Source organism: Pseudomonas sp. 5Ae-yellow, assembly GCF_014077575.1.
GTDB lineage: Bacteria > Pseudomonadota > Gammaproteobacteria > Pseudomonadales > Pseudomonadaceae > Halopseudomonas > Halopseudomonas neustonica.
On the sequence record NZ_JACGWE010000001.1, the window covers coordinates 352,327 to 370,450 of the forward strand.

The following is an 18,124-nucleotide window of genomic DNA, read 5'->3' on the forward strand; positions in this document are numbered from 1 at the left end:
CGCCGCTCAGCGCCGATAATCGTCATGGCACGCTTTGCAGGCCTGCTGCACCGCACGCAGCTGATCTGAAACCTGCCCAGGGCCACGGACGCCGCCTTGGGTAGCAGCGGTAAGGTCAGCAACACTCGATTTAAAGTTGTTGATGGCCAGCTCAAAACCCTCAGGGTCGGACCAGATGTCCGCCTTGGCGCGATTGGGCTCAGGCTCTTCGCCAGGCTCGGGGAAATAAGCCCAAGGCTGGTCAGCCAGTTCGGCCAGTTGTTTTGCATGCTCGGCAAAGGCCGGGCCAGCAAAGGGCAAACGATCAGACAGCATGCCGCCCATGGGCTCGCTTTGCTTGATCATCAGTTTGAACAACGCCTGGCGTTTGCCTTCAGGCGAATTGGGGTCTGCTTTGTTATTACAGCCGACCAATGCCGCGCCCAAAAGCGCGACTACAACAAGTTTTCGGTATGGAACAGCGATCATGTTTCATCCAGACAGCTAAATGAGGGGCGACATTATCCTCCCTCGATCAGTTCCGGCCAAGGCTATGCGCTCATTGAGCTAGCCTTACGGAAGAATTCGACCCTCTGCGAGGGGCGCTGCAGCAGCCATTTCAGGGGCTGCCAGGCTCGCACGGGGCATGTGACATTTAACCGCGCCCATTCGAATTAACGAATGGAGAAACCACATGAGTGCTGTTATGAACACTGCCGATTTTACCGACTTTAAAGTCGCTGATATTTCCCTGGCCGATTGGGGCCGCCGTGAAATCATTATTGCCGAATCAGAAATGCCGGCACTGATGGCCATGCGTCGCAAGTATGCCGACGAACAACCACTGAAAAACGCCAAGATTCTTGGCTGCATTCACATGACTATTCAGACTGCCGTACTGATCGAAACCCTGGTCGCACTGGGCGCCGAAGTACGCTGGTCCAGCTGCAACATTTTCTCTACCCAGGATCAGGCCGCTGCAGCCATCGCTGCTGCCGGTGTGCCCGTATTCGCCTGGAAGGGTGAGACTGATGCCGAATATGAATGGTGTATCGAGCAGACTATCCTCAAGGATGGCCAGCCGTGGGAAGCCAACATGGTGCTGGACGACGGTGGCGACCTGACCGAAATCCTGCATAACAAATATCCCGCTATGCTGGACAAGATCCACGGCGTCACCGAAGAGACCACCACCGGTGTTCACCGTCTGCTCGATATGCTGAAAAAAGGCATCTTGAAAGTACCGGCGATCAACGTCAATGACTCGGTCACCAAGAGCAAGAACGACAACAAGTATGGCTGCCGTCACAGCCTGAACGACGCTATCAAGCGCGCCACCGACCACTTGCTGTCTGGCAAGCAGGCGCTGGTAATCGGCTACGGTGACGTCGGCAAAGGCTCCGCTCAGTCCCTGCGTCAGGAAGGCATGATCGTCAAGGTTTCCGAAGTCGATCCGATCTGCGCCATGCAGGCTTGCATGGACGGCTTTGAGCTGGCCTCGCCCTACATCAACGGTCTGAACGACGGTAGCGAAGGCAGTATCGACCGCGCCCTGCTGGGCAAGATTGATCTGCTGGTCACCACCACCGGCAACGTTAACGTCTGTGACGCCAACATGCTCAAGGCACTGAAAAAACGCGCTGTGGTCTGCAACATTGGTCACTTCGACAACGAAATCGACACGGCCTTTACCCGCGCAAACTGGCACTGGGAAGAGGTCAAGCCACAGGTACACAAGCTGCATCGTACTGGCAAAGACAACTTCGATGCCGCCAACGATGACTACCTGATTCTGCTGGCCGAGGGTCGTCTGGTTAACCTGGGTAACGCAACCGGTCACCCCAGCCGCATCATGGATGGCTCTTTCGCCAACCAGGTACTGGCGCAAATCCACCTGTTCAAGCAGGGCTTTGCCAACCTCAGTGACGCGGACAAAGCCGATCACCTGCGTGTTGAAGTGCTGCCCAAGCAGTTGGACGAAGAAGTCGCACTGGAGATGGTCAAAGGCTTTGGTGGCGTTATTACCAAGCTGACCCAGACCCAGGCCGATTACATCGGGGTCACCGTCGAAGGCCCGTTCAAGCCGGATAGCTACCGTTACTGATTAGCTGCAAGCTGCAAGCTGCAAGCTAAATCAGGGTGGGTTTTACGTTTTGCCAGCCAAGCTCTCGCTGGCGGCAATAACGTAAAACTTACCGGCACACATTGCCTTTACGCTTGAAGCTTGCGGCTTGAAGCTTGAAGCTAAAAACCTCCCTGTAAGACAAAGGGCAGTACCCGAATGAACCAAACCATTATCAACAAACCAATCAGCTTCGAGTTTTTCCCGACCAAGACCGACGCCGGTCATGCGAAGCTGATTGCTGCTGGCCACGCGCTGGCCGCAGAAAAACCCGAGTTTTTCTCGGTCACCTACGGCGCTGGTGGCTCAACCCGCGATCGCACGCGTAAAACCGTGTTGCAACTCGATAGCGAAGTAAAGGTTGCTACTGCGCCGCATCTGTCCTGCGTTGGCGACTCACTGGAAGACTTGCGTACTCTACTTGGCGAATACCGCGAAGCAGGTATCAAACGCATCGTCGCCCTGCGCGGCGACCTGCCCTCCGGCATGGGCCAGGCATCAGGTGAATTGCGCTACGCCAACGAGCTGGTCGAATTCATTCGCCAGGAAACCGGGGATCACTTCACCATCGAGGTTGCAGCCTACCCGGAAGCACACCCCCAGGCGCCGCACTTCGAGGCCGATCTCAAGAATTTTGTACGCAAGGTACAGGCGGGGGCTGATAGCGCCATTACCCAGTACTTCTTCAACGCTGACTGCTACTTTCACTTTGTTGAGCGTGCGCGCAAAGCCGGTGTTGAAGTCCCTATCGTGCCCGGCATCATGCCCATCACCAACTACAGCAAGCTGGCGCGCTTCTCTGACGCCTGTGGCGCCGAAATTCCGCGCTGGATTCGCAAGCAGTTGGAGTCCTATGGCGACGACAGCCAGAGTATTAGCTCGTTCGGTACCGAAGTGATCAGTCAGATGTGCGAACGTCTGCTCGAAGGCGGAGCACCCGGCCTGCATTTTTATACACTCAACCAGGCAGAACCCAGTCTAGACATCCTGCGCAACCTGCAGACTGGCTAATCAGCAGCTACAATAGAGCGATGCTATACCGTCGCCTATTACTGTCATTGCTTCTCATACCCGGCCTGTCGCTGGCAGCCAACCTGAAGGTTGTCAGCGAACCCTGGGTGCCCTACATTTTTGAGCAGGATGGGGAGCTGCAGGGCGTAGACTATGAGATAGTGCAAGCGGTCTTTCGACGCATGGGGTACAGCGCCGATTGGGAGCTAATGCCCTGGAAGCGCGCGATACTCAGCGTCAGAACCGGTCGCGCAGATGCTATTCTGGACATACTGGCAACCAGAGAACGACGTGAATATCTGATATTTCCCTCTGAGCATTTATCAAACAATGTCTCGGTGCTCTTTTATGCCCGCAAGCACCCTCACCCCTACGCCAACCTGCACAGCCTGACGGGTCTCACTGTCGGCGTTGCGCCAGCCTATACCTATGGTAATCCTGCCTTTATTTCGGCCCGTTTTTTTACCCGCGAACCAGCGCCAACAGTAGAAGCCAACCTGCTAAAACTACTCAACCAACGCATCGATCTGGCCGTTATAGACAAGCGTGCCGGGCTCTATACCCTGAGGCAACTAGGCCTGGAAACGGAGATTGGCTTCGACCCGCAACCCATCGGCAGCGGCAAGCTTTATCTTGCCTTTCACCGCAGCGCGGCCAACCTGGAGCTGGGCAATGCTTTCAGCGCTGAGCTTGAGCGCTTCAAACAGAGCGATGAATACCGTCAAATTCAAGCCAAATACGAGCTGTAGCGGCCAAAAGACATGCACCTAGCGCCTGTTATTCCGCCAAGAAAACAAGCTAGACTTGTCCGATGACTGCAAAATCCTGCCTACTCCTGCTAATCACGCTGCTCTGCGGACACACTCAGGCGGAAACACTGAACATTGTCAGCGAGTCCTGGCCACCCTACATCTATGAAGAGCAAGGGCAGTTGAAAGGCATCGATTACGATGTCACCACGCGGGTGCTCAGCCAACTGGGCTATGAAACACATTGGCAGCTGATGCCATGGCGCAGAGCACTGCACGACACTGCCAGCGGCAATGCCGATGCAATTCTGGATATATCACCCACCCCCGAGAGAAGACAGCAGTACCTGTTCCCCACAGAGCAGCTCTCCAGTAGCGACTCAGTGCTCTTCTACAACAAGCTCCATCCGCACCCGTTCAATGACTTAGACGACTTACGCGGTTTAAACATTGGCGTATCGGCAGGCTACCTATACAGCAACCCAGCCTTCCTGGAGGCAGACTTCTTTAGCCGCATACCCGCCACATCCAACGAAACCTCGCTGCTGATGTTGATGCGCGAGCGGGTCGACATGGTGATAATGAACAGGCACGTCGGCCAGTTCATTATCAACAAGCTCGGACTGGAGCAGCAAATCGACCATCATCCGCTCGTCGTGAGCAGCGGCCCACTGTTTCTAGCCTTTCACCGACGACCAGAACTCGCCGAGCTGGCCAAACACTTTGCAGTCGCTTTGCACCGCTTTAAAAACAGCAGCGAGTATCTAAAAATCCTTGAGCGCTATGACCTGAGCGACTTCAACTCCTGACGCCGCTGCACGCCTGTTAAGGCATGAAAGCAGCCATTGCTCACCGGGATGCGCCCGCACGCTCCTTCTGTTATACTCGTCCCCCTTCATTCTAGGCCGCACGGACAAGCGGCAGGTAAGCAACCCCTTAGCGGGCAGTGTCACCCCGACACCAGCTCGCAGGAATCAGGTTGTTACCTGCATGTTCGCAACGGCCATCACAGGGTTATCTGAATGTCCTTTGCTTCCTTGGGCCTGTCCGACGCGCTCGTGCGCGCTGTTGCAGCCACCGGTTATACCAGTCCTACGCCTGTTCAGGCGCAAGCAGTTCCCGCCGTACTCGAAGGCCGCGACCTTATGGTTGCCGCTCAGACCGGCACCGGCAAGACCGCCGGCTTTGCGCTTCCTGTTCTTGAGCGCCTTTTCCCCGCCGGCCAGCCGGATGCCAACTACAAGCGCGTCGGCAAGCAGGTTCGCGTTCTGGTACTAACACCAACCCGCGAGCTGGCAGCCCAAGTGCACGACAGCATTCGCGCCTACGCAGCAGAGCTGCCGCTGAAATCCGCCTGCGTATTCGGCGGTGTCGGCGCCAACCCGCAGATGAAAGCCATTGCTCCCGGCCTGGACGTATTGGTCGCGTGCCCCGGCCGTCTGCTGGACCTGGTTGGTCAACGCGCTGTTGATCTATCTAAAGTAGAAGTACTGATTCTTGACGAAGCCGACCGCATGCTCGACATGGGCTTTGTACACGACGTCAAGAAAGTCATTGCCAAGCTGCCCAGCAAGCGTCAAACGCTGCTGTTCTCGGCCACCTTCTCCAAAGACATCACTGATCTCGCCAACAAGCTGCTGAACAACCCGGCCCGTATTGAAGTGACGCCACCGAACTCCACGGTCGAGCGAATCAACCAGAAGGTCTACCGCGTAGCCGCAGGGCACAAGCGCGCACTGGCTGCCCACCTGATTACCCAGGGCGCCTGGGAGCAGGTGCTGATCTTTACTCGCACCAAGCATGGCGCTAACCGCCTGGCTGAGTACCTCGACAAAAACGGCCTGCCGTCAGCTGCCATCCACGGCAACAAGAGCCAAAGCGCCCGTACCAAGGCACTGGCGGACTTCAAAGCCAACAAGCTACGCATTCTGGTCGCGACTGACATCGCAGCCCGCGGTCTGGATATTGACCAGTTACCGCACGTGATCAACTTCGAGCTGCCCAACGTGTCGGAAGACTACGTACACCGTATTGGTCGTACTGGCCGGGCCGGCCGCAGCGGCGAAGCCGTATCACTGGTTAGCCCTGACGAAGACAAGCTGCTGCGCGCCATTGAGCGCATGACCAAGCAGCGTATCGACGAAGGCACGCTTGCCGGCTTTGAGCCACCAGCGCAAGCCGAACTCAATAGTGATCGTCCTGAACGTGCACGCGGCGGCGCCGGTGGTGGTGCCGGTGGCGGTCGTAACCAGCAGCGCAGCAATAGTGGCGGTGGCGGTAACGGTCGCGGACAAGGTGCCGGCCAGAGCGCTGGAGCAGGACGCGGCCAGGGTCGCAACGATAAGCCGCAGACCGAACGCCCACGCGGACCAAGGCGCCCGGTTCACGTTATCAAGGAACCGGAAGACGCCGTCACGCTGGAGCGTCGCCGCCAGGCGAACGGCAACCGCGCCGATCCGGTAACGTCAGATAAGCCAGCGCGCAAACCAAACAGCCGTCGCCCGAACAATCGCGGGCCACAGCGCGAGAAACCAGCCCTGCTTGGGCCACGGTGAAGTAAAAAAAGGGGCTTAGGCCCCTTTTTTATGCGGTACGCTAGCAGCCCGAGTGCGCCACCAAACCGTTATGCTGCTAAGGAATAGCCCATGCAACCACACAAACTCCTGCTGGCCGCCCTGCTGCTGGCACAGCCCTGCCTCAGTTCAGCCGCGAACTTGCAGCCCAACCCCAAACCCGGGCTGTGGCTGAGCGAAGAGAACACGCTGGTCAACGGACGCGACATCCTGCAAGAGCTGAAAGAAATGCGCCAAGCGATGATGAAGAGCCTGCCTAAAGATCAGCGCGCACACGCCAGGGCCATTCTCGGCGACGACGACCCGAGCAGCAAGCACAAATGTTTTACTCCAGAGATGGCCGCCGCCTTGACCACACCCGAGGCAATATTGGCCGAAGCCAATCAGCAAATGCCGGAGTGTGAGTTCACCACCCAGCAAACCAGTGGCAATAGTCTGCAGTTTTCTGGCCAGTGCAACGACCCTGAAGGTTTTATCGGCGACATGCATGGAGCGGTTGAAATAGTGTCCAGCACCGAAATCAAATCCACTTTCCAGGGTACTGGCAGCTATAAGCCACCCACTGGAATGCTCAGAGACGGCAAAGATCGCAGCGACATAACGATGGAGAATACGTCGGTCTCGCATTGGGTAGCTGACGATTGCGGCACGGTGGAGCCACAAACAGCCAGGTAAAAGTCTGGTGCAGCAGAAAACAGCTGCGCACCTGAATATGATGCTTGTCACAACCTGATCTACGCAAATCACCAAGCGCAGGTCAGACAAGCTATCATGCTCGGCTGGACGCCAAGCCCTGACGCTGACGTGACGCAACCAAAGGACTGATATGCGACGCTCCGAGTTACCCCCATCCAATATACGTGGCCGCTTACTGGCTGCCGCCTTTGCGTTCCTGCTGTGGGGTGGCTGGGCCCTGATCGCTAACTGGCACGCGGGCCAGCATCATGCCTTGATTGCGGGTCTACTGCAGGGCAGCGCCAGCGCCATCATCACGCTGTTAATGGCTATCTGTGCGACGGCGCTATTCGCGCGCCTTCCCGGCCCAATAATGCGAATTGCGCTGCCACCGCTGCTGATTGTTTCCATCAGCTTCAGCGGGCTCTGGCTGGCGCACACCGCTAATGCCACCCCTTCACTCTGGACGACCATACTGCCACCCAGCTGTATGGCCTTTGCATACTGCCTGTACCTTACCCTTTCGCTGGCGCGCGACGCCGGCGCTCGTTCCCCGGAGCAGCAACCCAATGACTGATCTCAGTAATCGCCGTCCCCTCAAAATCCGTGATCAGCAGCTGATGCGCCGCTTTGCTGCCTGGCTAAGCCGACGCAGTGTGACCCCTAACCAGATCTCGGTTCTCAGTGTCATTTTTGCCCTCGGTGGCGGCGCAGCACTGGTGCTGGCGGGTCAGTCAGTCGCCATTGAGCGATCAATCTGCTTCATCGCCGCTGCGCTGTTCATTCAGCTGCGCCTGCTGTGCAACCTATTTGACGGCATGGTGGCAATGGAGGGTGGCAAACAAACGCCCGCCGGTGAGCTATTCAATGACGTACCCGATCGTATTGCCGATCCGCTGCTGATTGTTGCCTGCGGCTTCGCCCTGCCGGATTACCCCAGTGCCATGTGGCTAGCGTGGCTAGGCGCACTGCTGGCGGTAATGACGGCTTATATCCGTGTGTTGGGTGTATCCCTCGGGTTATCAGCAGACTTTCGGGGCCCTATGGCCAAACAGCAGCGCATGGCACTCATCACAATAGCCTCGGTGCTGTCGGCACTTGATATTTTCTGGGGCTATCAGGGCATGGTGCTGTGGATCAGCCTTATCGTTTTGGTGGTAGGCAGCGCAGCAACCGCGCTGCGCCGCTTGATTGGCGCCTACCTGCGCCTGCAACAACGTGGAGCCAATTGACATGGATATCGGCCTAGCCTTTATGCTCGACCTCACCCCCAACGCGCTTGGGGCCATGCTGGTAGTACTGGCAATGCTAGTGGTGGCCTCCATCACCCAGTGGCGGCTTAGCTCGCGCCTCAGCCCGGAAGCACACCTGGAACTCAAACAGCGCATTAACTCCTGGTGGGTCATGGTGGCGGTGGTGTTTACCGCGCTGATGATCGGCCAAGTGGCCTCGCTGATATTCTTCGCCGTCCTGAGCTTTATTGCGCTGCGTGAAATATTCTCGATCCTGCCCGTGCGTATCACTGATCGCCGACTGATCCTCGCGCTCTACCTGATGGTGCCGCTGCAGTATTACTGGATCGCCACCGACTGGTACGGCATGTTCATCGTGTTTATTCCGGTCTACCTGTTCCTGCTGATCCCTTTCGGCCTACTGATGCTGGGCGAAACCAAAGGCTTTATCCGTGCGGTGGGGTCTTACCAGTGGGCAATCATGACTACGGTCTTCGCTATCAGCCACGTCGCCTACCTGCTCATGCTGCCAGCGGATCAAAATGCCGCCGGCGGCGGCGTCGGCCTGGTGCTGTATCTGGTGTTCCTCACTCAGTTCAACGACGTAGCGCAGTACATCTGGGGCAAAAAGTTTGGCGAGCGCAAGATAGTGCCAACCATCAGCCCGAACAAAACCTGGGCGGGCTTTCTGGGCGGCGTAGCCACCACCACCCTACTCGGCGGCGCACTGGCCACCTTGCTGACTCCCTTGAGTTTCTGGCAAGGCCTGACCGCCGGTTTACTGATAGGTATTGCGGGCTTTATCGGCGACCTGACCATTTCCGCGGTCAAGCGCGACCTGCGCATCAAGGACACCAGCCAGCTGATCCCCGGCCACGGCGGCATCCTCGACCGCATCGACAGCCTGATGTACACCGCGCCGCTGTTCTTCCACTTCCTCATCTACACCAGCTACTGAGGCACACATGACCTTTTTCCAACGCCTGCCCAAACGCTTGTTCTTTCTGCTGGTGGTCAAGCCGGTGGTGTACCTGCTGCTGGGTTTGAACATTTACTCGGCCCAGCGCCTGCCCGCACGCGGCCCGGCGATCCTGGCGGCCAACCACAACAGCCATCTGGATACCCTGGTACTGATGGCGCTCTACCCACTCAGCCAACTGCACCGCGTACGTCCGGTTGCCGCCGCCGATTACTTTCTGCGTAACCGCTTTACCAGCTGGCTGTCGCTCAACGTGATCGGCATCATCCCGCTCGACCGAGAGGGGCAGGTAGACAAGGAAAAGGTATTTGATCTGTGCCAACAGGCGCTCGCCAACGACGAGATACTGCTGCTTTTCCCCGAAGGCAGCCGCGGCGAAGCAGAGAAACTGCAGCCACTGCGCAAAGGCATCTACCACCTCGCCCGCAGCCACCCCGGCACCAAAGTAGTCCCCATCGCCATGCACGGTCTCGGCCGCGCACTACCCAAGGGCGGCTCCATGGTAGTGCCCTTTAACTGTGACGTAGCCATTGGTGAGGCGTTACTGCCGGGTGACGACAGCAACGTGTTTATGCAGGAATTGCAGACGTCGTTGGAGGGGTTGTTGGCTGCGTGTATTACCCGGCGGGATGAGCGGTGGGAGGATTGACCTGCTCCGCCGCGTAAAACTTGAGCGTGCCAGCCAGCACTAAAGGGACAGGCAGCGCTGAGCTAAAAATCGCCTTGAGCCAAGACTTTTATTAGGCAAGAACTGGCCGCAACAACTAACTCTTATGACCGATGTCGCTTGACACTCTGGTGCGAACGGGGCGAAGCCGATCCGGTGGACTAGGTCCCGGAAAGCCGGATAAGCAAGGGGCAAAAAACAAGACCTGAACCTCACAGCTCTGATTGCCAGCCTGGTATAAATTTTTCTCTGATCAGGGTTCTTGGGCGCTAGAGCTTTCGTTGCATCAACCAGTGCCCCATGCCCCAGGCTTGGAAAGGCTCCATATATTCCCATCCGCGCTTGGCGTAATAGTCAGCACGATCATGTGTGTGCAAGTACAGTCGCTCATAGCCCTTGGCTTTAGCTTGGGCGTAGACGCCTGTAATCAGTTGCTCGGCAAGACCTCGCTGGCGTGCGTGCGGTGCAACAAGAACGCATGCAAGCCAAGGCCCCAGCTCCGGACGCTCGGGCAAATCATCTTTAGCCAGAGCTGCCCCGCCCAATAGCTGCCCCTCTTCCAAAGCAATCAGGGTTTGCCAGACCCCATTGCTTTGGCCCTCGCTAAACTCTTTCTGCCAATCAGCGAGGGGCTGTGAGCTGTATTCGTAGGCAAACTGTTGATGCAGCCACGAAGCAAACATATCGCTGTATTCCAGGTGATCACGTAGTAAAACTAACTCGAGCATGCGCATCGCCTTGCAACATTATTGGGGACAAAATCGTAACAAATGACGGTTTTGTTCGCCGAGGTATCGCAAGTTGCCTGGAGCTGGCGTGTACGTCGAGAATCATGGCCAGCCTATCCCTGAACGCTGCTCAGCGAGGATGTCTTCAACTGTCCGTTCGTGACCGGCCTTAAACAATTTCAAGTCGTAGCCTGCGGCTTCGAGCAAACGAACCAACGCAGAAACACTCATGTCGCCTTTAGCCAATGTTTCCATGCGCGCCACTGCTGAACGTGACACACCTGCCCGGCTGGCTATTGCTTCCTGGCTTTGCTTCGGGTCGCTTCGCGCCTGCTTGAGCATTTCAGAGACATCGTACAAGGAGCTCATTTGTAGCCCAAAAGCTACAATTCTTCGAGTAAGCTAGCTCTCACGGCAGAACGGCGCAGAAGGAAGCGGCAGCCGGTTTGCAGGGCTCCGAGCGTGGCGTTGACTTGCACCTCGCTGAAGACGCGTGCTCATCACGTCCACGTTGCGTTAATGGGTGGGGCTTTGCTGGGAGTCAGGCAGTTCGGTCGTCGGCTCCATTCTGAGCCAACCCAATACCCGTGACTCATCGATATACCATTTGCCCTCTTTCTGGCTAAGCCCGAGCTCTTCTCTGGAGCTGCCAAAGGGGCCGGGATTTTGCTGGGCGATCTGTAAAGAGGCATTGCCGACGCTGGCAATAATCGCGACATGACCGTAGCGGTTGAGCAGCGACGGAGCGAATACCAACAGATCGTCTGCCTTGGGCGGCTCGGCGCTGCCGTTGCGAAACTGCAGCATCGCGCGCTGGGCATTCAAGCTGCCATTGCTCAGGCTGGCATCAAAGAAGTCTTTGGCGTGCCCATAGGAGTCGGGCATGCGGTGTCCGTAACGTTCGAAGTAGTAGCGTTTTACAAACTCCACGCACTGATAACGCAGGCCCAGGTTGTATCCGTCTTCGCTCAGGTTACGGCCCTGCACTGTATTCACCCCGCCGTTATAGTAAATCGCTACACCATTGAGCTCATCAAGTTGCTCACCAACGGCGTGCTGGCTGTTGGGATCTACCCGCGTGGCGCCGTAGTAAGCCGCCAGCGCGATCAATGGCAATAGTGCGCAAGTGACCAGCAAGATCAGTCGTGTTTTCTTCATGGTGAGGCGCTTTTGTAGTCGAAGGGATAAGGTTGCTTTACGCGTGGGACTTAGCCGGGCAACACAGATGGAAGCGGATTATGCACTGCTGGGGAGCACGCCACCAATGCTGGCCTAAAGGCACCGGTATAGCGCGCAATGATTGTTTAATGTGGCGCTGCCAGAACGGGTTGCGTTAGCCCGCAGACCTAAAGCAACCGTGCGAGCGAACTAGCCAGGGCAGCGAGTACCGGCACGTAACCAAGCTCGGCAAGGCACTTGTACCAAGAAGCCGATCGCGTTGATCGGCACCTTGGCCGCGACCCATGCCAGCCTGATCTTCCGTGTTTTGCGTGTGAGCCCCCCCACCAGGCCTGATTAACGCATTAGCTCAAGTAGCGCCCAGTTGAACCACGTCTAGACAGCCGCATCAATCGGCCGCGTAACCCGATCCACCAGATACACCAACCCGTGATAATCAATACCACTATGGCTACTCAAGCCAATCTCACAGGTGCGGCTGGTGGATACCCCTTCACTGCAATACTGAACGACTGGTTTCAAGGTCCGCAGCGCGTGGTCGTTGAGTTCAGGCAGGTTGAAGCCCTTATCGCCAGCAAAGCCGCAGCAGTGAATACCTTCAGGCACCACCACATTAGAGCTACAGCGGCGAGCAATCTCCAATAGCCCGTCACTTTCACCCAAATGTTGAGTGCTACAGGTCACATGTACCGCCACCGATTCGGACTGTGGGGTGAAATGCAGTCGGTCGTATAGATGGCTGCGGATGAACCTGACCGGATCGTAAATATCCAGTCCTTCAACGTTCGCCTGGAGCAGGCTAAGCGTGCAGGGGCTGGTGTCACAATAGATCGGATCCTGCCCGTCACGGCTGGCCAGACGTAATGCGTCCAGCAGCTCACTGCGCTTGGCCTCAGCCTGCTCGGGGTAGCCTTTGGAAGCAAAGGGCTGACCACAACACAGTGAGTCCATCAGTTCCGGGAAAACCACCTCAAAGCCGGCTTTTTCCAGCAGCGCGCGGGTCTTGTCAATCAAGGGCTCCTGCTCGCTATCCGAGCGTGCCGGCCCCATGGTGCGGGAGATACAGGCTGGCAAATACACGACGCGCGGCTTGGCACTAGCGGCCACCAGTAAGGGTTGAATCAGGCGCACCGGCTGTGGCAGTGAAGGGTCCCACACCGGCAGCCGTCCGCCACTGAGACGTCGAGTAGCCTGGCTCATGCGCTGCAGACGCGGAGCGCCCAGCAAGCGATGGGCCGTATCGGCGACTCGCAGCGCAAAGCGCACGCCCTTGAGTGCGCCGGCAAAATGCCCGGCCAACCAGTCAGCCCGACCCGCCTGATCTGCCTGATCCGCCCGGATAGCTCTGATCAGGTCGCCGGTATTGATGCCTACCGGGCAACGCTGGGCACACAATCCGGTAGCAGCGCAGCTGTCGACGCCCTGGTATTGATAGGCCTCCTCCAACTCGCGAGTATCAACGCCCGCGCGTTTCTTGGCCTGAATGTCACGCCAGATAACGATGCGCTGGCGTGGCGTCAGCGTCAGACCATTACTCGGGCAAACCGGCTCGCAGAAGCCGCACTCAATACACTTATCGACAATTTCATTGGCTGCCGGCAGGGGCTTCAAGTTTTTAAGATGGATAGTCGGGTCTTCGGACAGCACGACATCCGGATTCAGAATTCCCTGCGGGTCGAGCAGTCGTTTGATCCGCCACATCAGCTGATAGGCTTCACTGCCCCACTCCATCTCGACGAAGGGAGCCATGTTGCGGCCCGTGCCGTGCTCGGCTTTCAATGAACCGCCAAACTCGACCGCAACCAGCTGCGCCACATCACCCATGAACGCTTCGTAACGAGCAATCTGCGCGGGCTCGTCAAAGCCTTGAGTGAAGACAAAGTGGAGATTGCCTTCCAGCGCATGCCCGAAAATGATCGCCTCGTCGTAGCCGTGTTTTTCAAACAGCTCGATCAGACGATTGACGCCCGCAGCCAATTGCTCGACCGGGAAAGTGACATCCTCAATAATCACCGTTGTACCGGTTGCACGCACTGCGCCTACGGCCGGGAAAGTACCCTTGCGGATTGCCCACAGCTGACCGGAAACCTTGGCGTCCTCGGTAAAGTCGACTTGCCGCTCCACGGCAAAGGGCACCAACGCCTCATTAATCCGTGCCAACTGCTCGTGCAACAAGCTCTGGCTGGCCGCGCGCGACTCAATCAGCAAGGCACAGGCGCCCTCCGATAACCCGGCGACCCATTCGGGCAAACCGGGCTGATCCTGCACCGAACGCAAGCTGCGTCTATCCAGCAGCTCGACCGCGGCTACTGGTTGCTGCTTGAGGATGGGGACGGCGCGACAGCAGGTATCGACATCCGGGAACACAATCAGCGCGCTGGCCTTGTGGGGATACTCTGGCACGGTGTTGTAGGTAACCGAGCTGATGAAACCGAGCGTGCCCTCGGAACCGACCATCAGGTGGGTCAGGATATCCAGCGGCTCATCAAAGTCGACCAAGGCGTTAAGCGATAAGCCAGTGGTATTTTTTAGCCGGTACTTGTGCCGAATCCGCTCGGCCAATGCCGTATTGGCACGCGTCTCACGACCGAGCTCAGCCAACTGTGCCAACAGCTCTGCATGACTCTGCCGAAAGGCCGACAGACCTGACTCATCCTCGGTGTCAACGACCTGACCGTCGGCCAGCACCAGACGCATACCGGCCAGAGTCTGGTAGCTATTCTGTGCGGTGCCGCAGCACATGCCACTGGCGTTGTTGGCAACAATGCCACCGATCTTGCAGGCATTGATGGAGGCCGGATCAGGGCCTATCTTGCGCCCCAAGGGCGCCAGTGCTGCATTCGCCTGTGCACCGATGACACCCGGCTGCAATCGAATCTGTGCTCCGTTGTTACGCACTTGCCGACCACTCCAGTAGTCACCCAGCACAATCAGCACAGAGTCACTGATCGCCTGCCCGGACAGACTGGTACCGGCGGCACGAAAGGTTACCGATACCTGATGGCGCCCCGCCAGATGCAGCAGACACACCACTTCGTTCTCCGACTCGACCCGCACCACCAGCTTGGGCACCAGGCGATAGAAACTCGCATCGGTGCCAAAGGCCATAGTCGATAGCGGGTCATCAAACAGGCGCTCGGCAGGAATCAGACGGCGCGCGCCGGACAGAAATTCAGCAGACAGGCTCATGGTGGCTCCGGTTTACTTGGTCAGTTCCTGCAGTTCCCGCACCAACAGATCAGCGCTGATGTCGGCTATCGACTTGGCCCCTGTCAACACCATGGCGACCCGCATTTCCTTCTCTATCAACTCCAGAAGATTACTGACGCCAGCCTCACCGTCGGCCGCCAGCGCGTAAATAAAGGCACGACCCAGCATGGTGCAGTCAGCTCCCAGCGCCAGCATACGCACCACATCCAGCCCGGTGCGAATACCGGAATCAACCAGAATTTTGATCTCGCCCTTCACCGCATCGGCGATGGGCGGCAAGGCGCGCGCACTGGATAGCACGCCATCGAGCTGACGACCGCCGTGATTGGAGACCACAATGCCATCAGCACCAAAGTTCACCGCATCACGCGCATCAGCCGCATCCAGAATACCCTTGATTACCATGGGGCCATCCCAGAACTCGCGAATCCACTCTAGGTCCTTCCAGGAAATAGAGGGATCAAAATTGTTACCCAGCCAGCCGATATAGTCTTCCAGCCCGGTCGGGTTGCCGCGATACGCAGAAATGTTGCCCAGGTCGTGCGGCTTGCCCAGCAAGCCGACATCCAGCGCCCAACGCGGATGTGTTACGGCCTGCAGCATCCGACGCATAGCCGCATTCGGGCCACTCATGCCGGAATGTGCATCACGGTAGCGCGCGCCGGGCACCGGCATATCTACGGTAAATACCAGCGTGGTCACCCCGGCCGCCTTGGCGCGCTCCAGGGCGTTCTTCATAAAGCCGCGGTCTTTCAACACATAGAGCTGGAACCACATGGGTCGCTGGATGGCTGGCGCTACCTCTTCGATCGGGCATACCGATACCGTGGACAGGGTAAAGGGAATGCCTTTGGCGTCCGCAGCACGGGCTGCCTGCACCTCGCCCCGGCGCGCGTACATACCCGTCAAGCCGACCGGTGACAACGCAACCGGCATGGCCAGCGTCTCGCCAAACAATTGCGTTTCCAAGCTCAACTCGGACATGTTGTTCAGCACCCGCTGACGCAGGGCAATATCCGCCAGATCCGCCACATTGCGTTTGAGCGTATGTTCGGCGTAGGCACCGCCGTCAATGTAATGGAACAGGAAAGGCGGCAAGCGACGCTTGGCAGCGGCGCGGTAATCGGTAGAGGCAGAGATGATCATGTGGGTGTCCCGTGTTCACTAAACGGCAAACGCCCCGGTCACGGCCGGGGCGCGTTCAAACCTGGCTTCAACCGGCCAGCAGCGGATCGCTGACGTTGAGCACATAAACCGCAAACAGCGCGATCAGGCCCGTAGCCAGCACATAGTAAAGCGTTGGCCAGATGGTGCGGCGCAGAGTAGTGCCTTCGCGCCCCAGCAGGCCGACAGTAGCCGATGCGGCTACCACGTTGTGAATCGCAATCATGTTACCCGCTGCGGCGCCGATGGCCTGGCCTGCGACCACCAATGCAGTCGATAGCCCCAGATTGCTGGCAACGCCGAACTGAAACTGGCTGAACATCATGTTGGACACCGTATTGGAGCCAGCAAGGAACGCGCCCAGCGCACCGATAGCGGGCGCAAACAGCGGATAGATACCGCCCACGCTGTCTGCTACATAGCGCGCCATGACAATGGGCATGCTCGGCAGATCGGCTGCGTTAACGCCGGAATTGATCAGGATACGTACCATAGGCACAGTAAACAGCAGCACAAAACCGGCACTCAGTAATACACCGCCCGACTCCTTGGCGGCATTGCCCAGGTCACGCAGCTGCATACGGTGCAAGAAGAAGGTCATCAGCACGACCATCACCAGAATACCGCCCGGCAAATAGAGTGGCTGCACGGCTGCGCTAATGCCCACTTCACCGAGCAAATCGCTGGCGCCAAACGAGATCGATTTGAACAGTGCGGTGACCTCAGGAAATATACGGCTGATCACCAGAATCACACCAACCAGCAGGTAAGGTAGCCACGCCCGAAAGCTGCCCATGGGGCGCGCAGTCAGCTCATCGAGCTTCATTTCGATGGTACCTATCCACTCGGCGGGCCAATCCTTGCGATCGGCAAACGACCAGACATTTTTGGGTACCAAAAAGCCTGCACGCGCAGCCGTCGTGACCACTGCCAGCCCGACCAGACCACCAACCAGTGACGGAAACTCTGGGCCTAGCCAAATACCGGTGAGCACATAGGGAATGGTCATCGCCAGACCTGCAAAGAGGGCAAAAGGCAGCACTTCAAACACCGCACGCCAGCTCTTCTCACGGCCGAAGAAACGCACCAGCATGATGACCATGATCAGCGGCATGATAGTGCCCACGATGGCATGGATAATGGCGACCTGACTGGTGATCAGCTGCAGGTAGGCCTCCCAGCTGGAGCCATTAGCCGTTAGCTGCTGGCTGATAGCAGCAGTATCCAGCCCGGTGGTAATGCCCACCACAATCGGTGTACCCACCGCACCAAAGGACACCGGCGTGCTTTGCACCAACATGCCCATCAGCACCGCAGCCATGGCCGGGAAGCCAATAGCGACCAGCAGCGGCGCAGCGATAGCGGCCGTAGTACCGAAACCGGACGCCCCTTCGATAAAGCAACCAAACAACCAGGCAATGATGATCGCCTGAATCCGCGGATCAGGGCTGATGGTGGTAAAACCGGCCCGAATCACGGCGATGCCACCGGAGTGTTTAAGCGTATTGAGCAGCAGGATGGCGCCAAAGATGATCCACAACAGCCCCAGGGTAACAATCAGCCCCTGGAGGGTTGAGGCCATTACTCGATTGAAACTCATATCCCAGCCGTAGAGCGCAATCAACGCACTGACCAGATACACCAGGGGCATGGCGCGCCGGGCTGGCCAGCGCAACCCGACCAGCAAAATACTGGCCAGCAAAATAGGGGTGAAGGCCAATAGGGCCAGTAATCCGGATGACATGAAGCGCTCCTATACTTGTTTTTTAGCAGAACCCGCGCTAATTGGTAATACCAATTTACAAAAAACTCGACTCAGAGTATGAAAGCGGCAACCTCATGTCAAATTTGGCAAT

The 18,124-nt window shown here is 57.6% G+C and carries 17 protein-coding genes and 1 riboswitch; of the genes, 10 read left to right on the plus strand and 7 right to left on the minus strand.

Annotated elements, in window-relative coordinates; all coding sequences use genetic code 11:
- Positions 1 to 6 precede the first annotated feature (6 nt).
- The gene (locus H4J77_RS01660) at positions 7 to 468 is read right to left on the minus strand and encodes a cytochrome c (protein WP_182246767.1); all 462 of its coding nucleotides are present in this window, start codon (positions 466 to 468) and stop codon (positions 7 to 9) included.
- 102 nt (positions 469 to 570) lie between these two features.
- A riboswitch (S-adenosyl-L-homocysteine riboswitch) is annotated at positions 571 to 653 on the plus strand.
- A 20-nt stretch (positions 654 to 673) separates the two neighbouring features.
- On the opposite strand from H4J77_RS01660, the gene ahcY reads away from it, so the two are divergent.
- The 10 genes from ahcY to H4J77_RS01710 all read left to right on the plus strand — a co-directional run bounded on the left by ahcY (position 674) and on the right by H4J77_RS01710 (position 9,969).
- On the plus strand, positions 674 to 2,083 hold the full coding sequence (gene ahcY, locus H4J77_RS01665; protein WP_182246769.1) for an adenosylhomocysteinase: 1,410 nt from the start codon (positions 674 to 676) through the stop codon (positions 2,081 to 2,083).
- A 177-nt stretch (positions 2,084 to 2,260) separates the two neighbouring features.
- Positions 2,261 to 3,112 carry a methylenetetrahydrofolate reductase [NAD(P)H] gene (gene metF, locus H4J77_RS01670; RefSeq protein ID WP_123888318.1) on the plus strand — a complete coding sequence of 284 codons (852 nt, stop codon included), beginning with the start codon at positions 2,261 to 2,263 and terminating at the stop codon, positions 3,110 to 3,112.
- A gap of 20 nt (positions 3,113 to 3,132) precedes the next feature.
- Positions 3,133 to 3,861 (plus strand): ABC transporter substrate-binding protein, encoded by a 729-nt coding sequence (locus H4J77_RS01675; protein WP_182246771.1) that lies wholly within the window; start codon positions 3,133 to 3,135, stop codon positions 3,859 to 3,861.
- A gap of 62 nt (positions 3,862 to 3,923) precedes the next feature.
- The gene (locus H4J77_RS01680; protein WP_182246773.1) at positions 3,924 to 4,670 is read left to right on the plus strand and encodes an ABC transporter substrate-binding protein; all 747 of its coding nucleotides are present in this window, start codon (positions 3,924 to 3,926) and stop codon (positions 4,668 to 4,670) included.
- Between the two features lie 213 nt (positions 4,671 to 4,883).
- Positions 4,884 to 6,416, plus strand: a complete 1,533-nt coding sequence (locus H4J77_RS01685; RefSeq protein WP_259364659.1) for a DEAD/DEAH box helicase — start codon at positions 4,884 to 4,886, stop codon at positions 6,414 to 6,416.
- A gap of 90 nt (positions 6,417 to 6,506) precedes the next feature.
- A complete protein-coding gene (locus H4J77_RS01690) occupies positions 6,507 to 7,109 on the plus strand; it encodes a DUF3617 family protein (protein WP_182246775.1) in 603 nt (200 codons plus the stop codon).
- Positions 7,110 to 7,260: 151 nt separating this feature from the next.
- Entirely contained in the window at positions 7,261 to 7,686 is a 426-nt protein-coding gene (locus H4J77_RS01695) for a hypothetical protein (protein ID WP_123888313.1), read from the plus strand.
- Entirely contained in the window at positions 7,679 to 8,341 is a 663-nt protein-coding gene (locus H4J77_RS01700; RefSeq protein ID WP_182246776.1) for a CDP-alcohol phosphatidyltransferase family protein, read from the plus strand. The genes H4J77_RS01695 and H4J77_RS01700 overlap by 8 nt, the downstream gene beginning before the upstream one ends.
- A gap of 1 nt (position 8,342) precedes the next feature.
- On the plus strand, positions 8,343 to 9,299 hold the full coding sequence (locus tag H4J77_RS01705; protein WP_220469197.1) for a phosphatidate cytidylyltransferase: 957 nt from the start codon (positions 8,343 to 8,345) through the stop codon (positions 9,297 to 9,299).
- A gap of 7 nt (positions 9,300 to 9,306) precedes the next feature.
- Positions 9,307 to 9,969: a 1-acyl-sn-glycerol-3-phosphate acyltransferase gene (locus H4J77_RS01710; protein ID WP_123888311.1), complete on the plus strand. Its 663-nt coding sequence runs from the start codon at positions 9,307 to 9,309 to the stop codon at positions 9,967 to 9,969.
- Between the two features lie 287 nt (positions 9,970 to 10,256).
- On the opposite strand, the gene H4J77_RS01715 is transcribed toward H4J77_RS01710, so the two are convergent.
- From H4J77_RS01715 to H4J77_RS01740, 6 genes are all read right to left on the minus strand, one after another.
- Positions 10,257 to 10,715, minus strand: coding sequence for a GNAT family N-acetyltransferase (locus H4J77_RS01715; RefSeq protein WP_182246778.1), 459 nt, complete (start codon positions 10,713 to 10,715; stop codon positions 10,257 to 10,259).
- Positions 10,716 to 10,817: 102 nt separating this feature from the next.
- The gene (locus tag H4J77_RS01720; protein WP_182246780.1) at positions 10,818 to 11,084 is read right to left on the minus strand and encodes a helix-turn-helix domain-containing protein; all 267 of its coding nucleotides are present in this window, start codon (positions 11,082 to 11,084) and stop codon (positions 10,818 to 10,820) included.
- A 147-nt stretch (positions 11,085 to 11,231) separates the two neighbouring features.
- Positions 11,232 to 11,873 carry a CHAP domain-containing protein gene (locus H4J77_RS01725; RefSeq protein WP_182246782.1) on the minus strand — a complete coding sequence of 214 codons (642 nt, stop codon included), beginning with the start codon at positions 11,871 to 11,873 and terminating at the stop codon, positions 11,232 to 11,234.
- 396 nt (positions 11,874 to 12,269) lie between these two features.
- A complete protein-coding gene (locus tag H4J77_RS01730; RefSeq protein ID WP_182246784.1) occupies positions 12,270 to 15,083 on the minus strand; it encodes an FAD-binding and (Fe-S)-binding domain-containing protein in 2,814 nt (937 codons plus the stop codon).
- Positions 15,084 to 15,095: 12 nt separating this feature from the next.
- Positions 15,096 to 16,250 (minus strand): FMN-dependent L-lactate dehydrogenase LldD, encoded by a 1,155-nt coding sequence (gene lldD / locus H4J77_RS01735; RefSeq protein ID WP_182246786.1) that lies wholly within the window; start codon positions 16,248 to 16,250, stop codon positions 15,096 to 15,098.
- Between the two features lie 67 nt (positions 16,251 to 16,317).
- Entirely contained in the window at positions 16,318 to 18,012 is a 1,695-nt protein-coding gene (locus H4J77_RS01740; RefSeq protein WP_182246788.1) for an L-lactate permease, read from the minus strand.
- Positions 18,013 to 18,124: the final 112 nt, after the last annotated feature.

What these genes read in the sequence shown, in the direction of transcription:
- H4J77_RS01720 (WP_182246780.1), bottom strand. Translation starts at nt 11,084, where the DNA reads ATGAGCTCCTTGTACGATGTCTCTGAAATGCTCAAGCAGGCGCGAAGC.
- H4J77_RS01680 (WP_182246773.1), top strand. Translation starts at nt 3,924, where the DNA reads ATGACTGCAAAATCCTGCCTACTCCTGCTAATCACGCTGCTCTGCGGA.
- H4J77_RS01725 (WP_182246782.1), bottom strand. Translation starts at nt 11,873, where the DNA reads ATGAAGAAAACACGACTGATCTTGCTGGTCACTTGCGCACTATTGCCA.
- H4J77_RS01730 (WP_182246784.1), bottom strand. Translation starts at nt 15,083, where the DNA reads ATGAGCCTGTCTGCTGAATTTCTGTCCGGCGCGCGCCGTCTGATTCCT.
- H4J77_RS01705 (WP_220469197.1), top strand. Translation starts at nt 8,343, where the DNA reads ATGGATATCGGCCTAGCCTTTATGCTCGACCTCACCCCCAACGCGCTT.
- H4J77_RS01710 (WP_123888311.1), top strand. Translation starts at nt 9,307, where the DNA reads ATGACCTTTTTCCAACGCCTGCCCAAACGCTTGTTCTTTCTGCTGGTG.
- metF (WP_123888318.1), top strand. Translation starts at nt 2,261, where the DNA reads ATGAACCAAACCATTATCAACAAACCAATCAGCTTCGAGTTTTTCCCG.
- ahcY (WP_182246769.1), top strand. Translation starts at nt 674, where the DNA reads ATGAGTGCTGTTATGAACACTGCCGATTTTACCGACTTTAAAGTCGCT.
- H4J77_RS01700 (WP_182246776.1), top strand. Translation starts at nt 7,679, where the DNA reads ATGACTGATCTCAGTAATCGCCGTCCCCTCAAAATCCGTGATCAGCAG.
- H4J77_RS01690 (WP_182246775.1), top strand. Translation starts at nt 6,507, where the DNA reads ATGCAACCACACAAACTCCTGCTGGCCGCCCTGCTGCTGGCACAGCCC.
- lldD (WP_182246786.1), bottom strand. Translation starts at nt 16,250, where the DNA reads ATGATCATCTCTGCCTCTACCGATTACCGCGCCGCTGCCAAGCGTCGC.
- H4J77_RS01740 (WP_182246788.1), bottom strand. Translation starts at nt 18,012, where the DNA reads ATGTCATCCGGATTACTGGCCCTATTGGCCTTCACCCCTATTTTGCTG.
- H4J77_RS01695 (WP_123888313.1), top strand. Translation starts at nt 7,261, where the DNA reads ATGCGACGCTCCGAGTTACCCCCATCCAATATACGTGGCCGCTTACTG.
- H4J77_RS01685 (WP_259364659.1), top strand. Translation starts at nt 4,884, where the DNA reads ATGTCCTTTGCTTCCTTGGGCCTGTCCGACGCGCTCGTGCGCGCTGTT.
- H4J77_RS01660 (WP_182246767.1), bottom strand. Translation starts at nt 468, where the DNA reads ATGATCGCTGTTCCATACCGAAAACTTGTTGTAGTCGCGCTTTTGGGC.
- H4J77_RS01675 (WP_182246771.1), top strand. Translation starts at nt 3,133, where the DNA reads ATGCTATACCGTCGCCTATTACTGTCATTGCTTCTCATACCCGGCCTG.
- H4J77_RS01715 (WP_182246778.1), bottom strand. Translation starts at nt 10,715, where the DNA reads ATGCTCGAGTTAGTTTTACTACGTGATCACCTGGAATACAGCGATATG.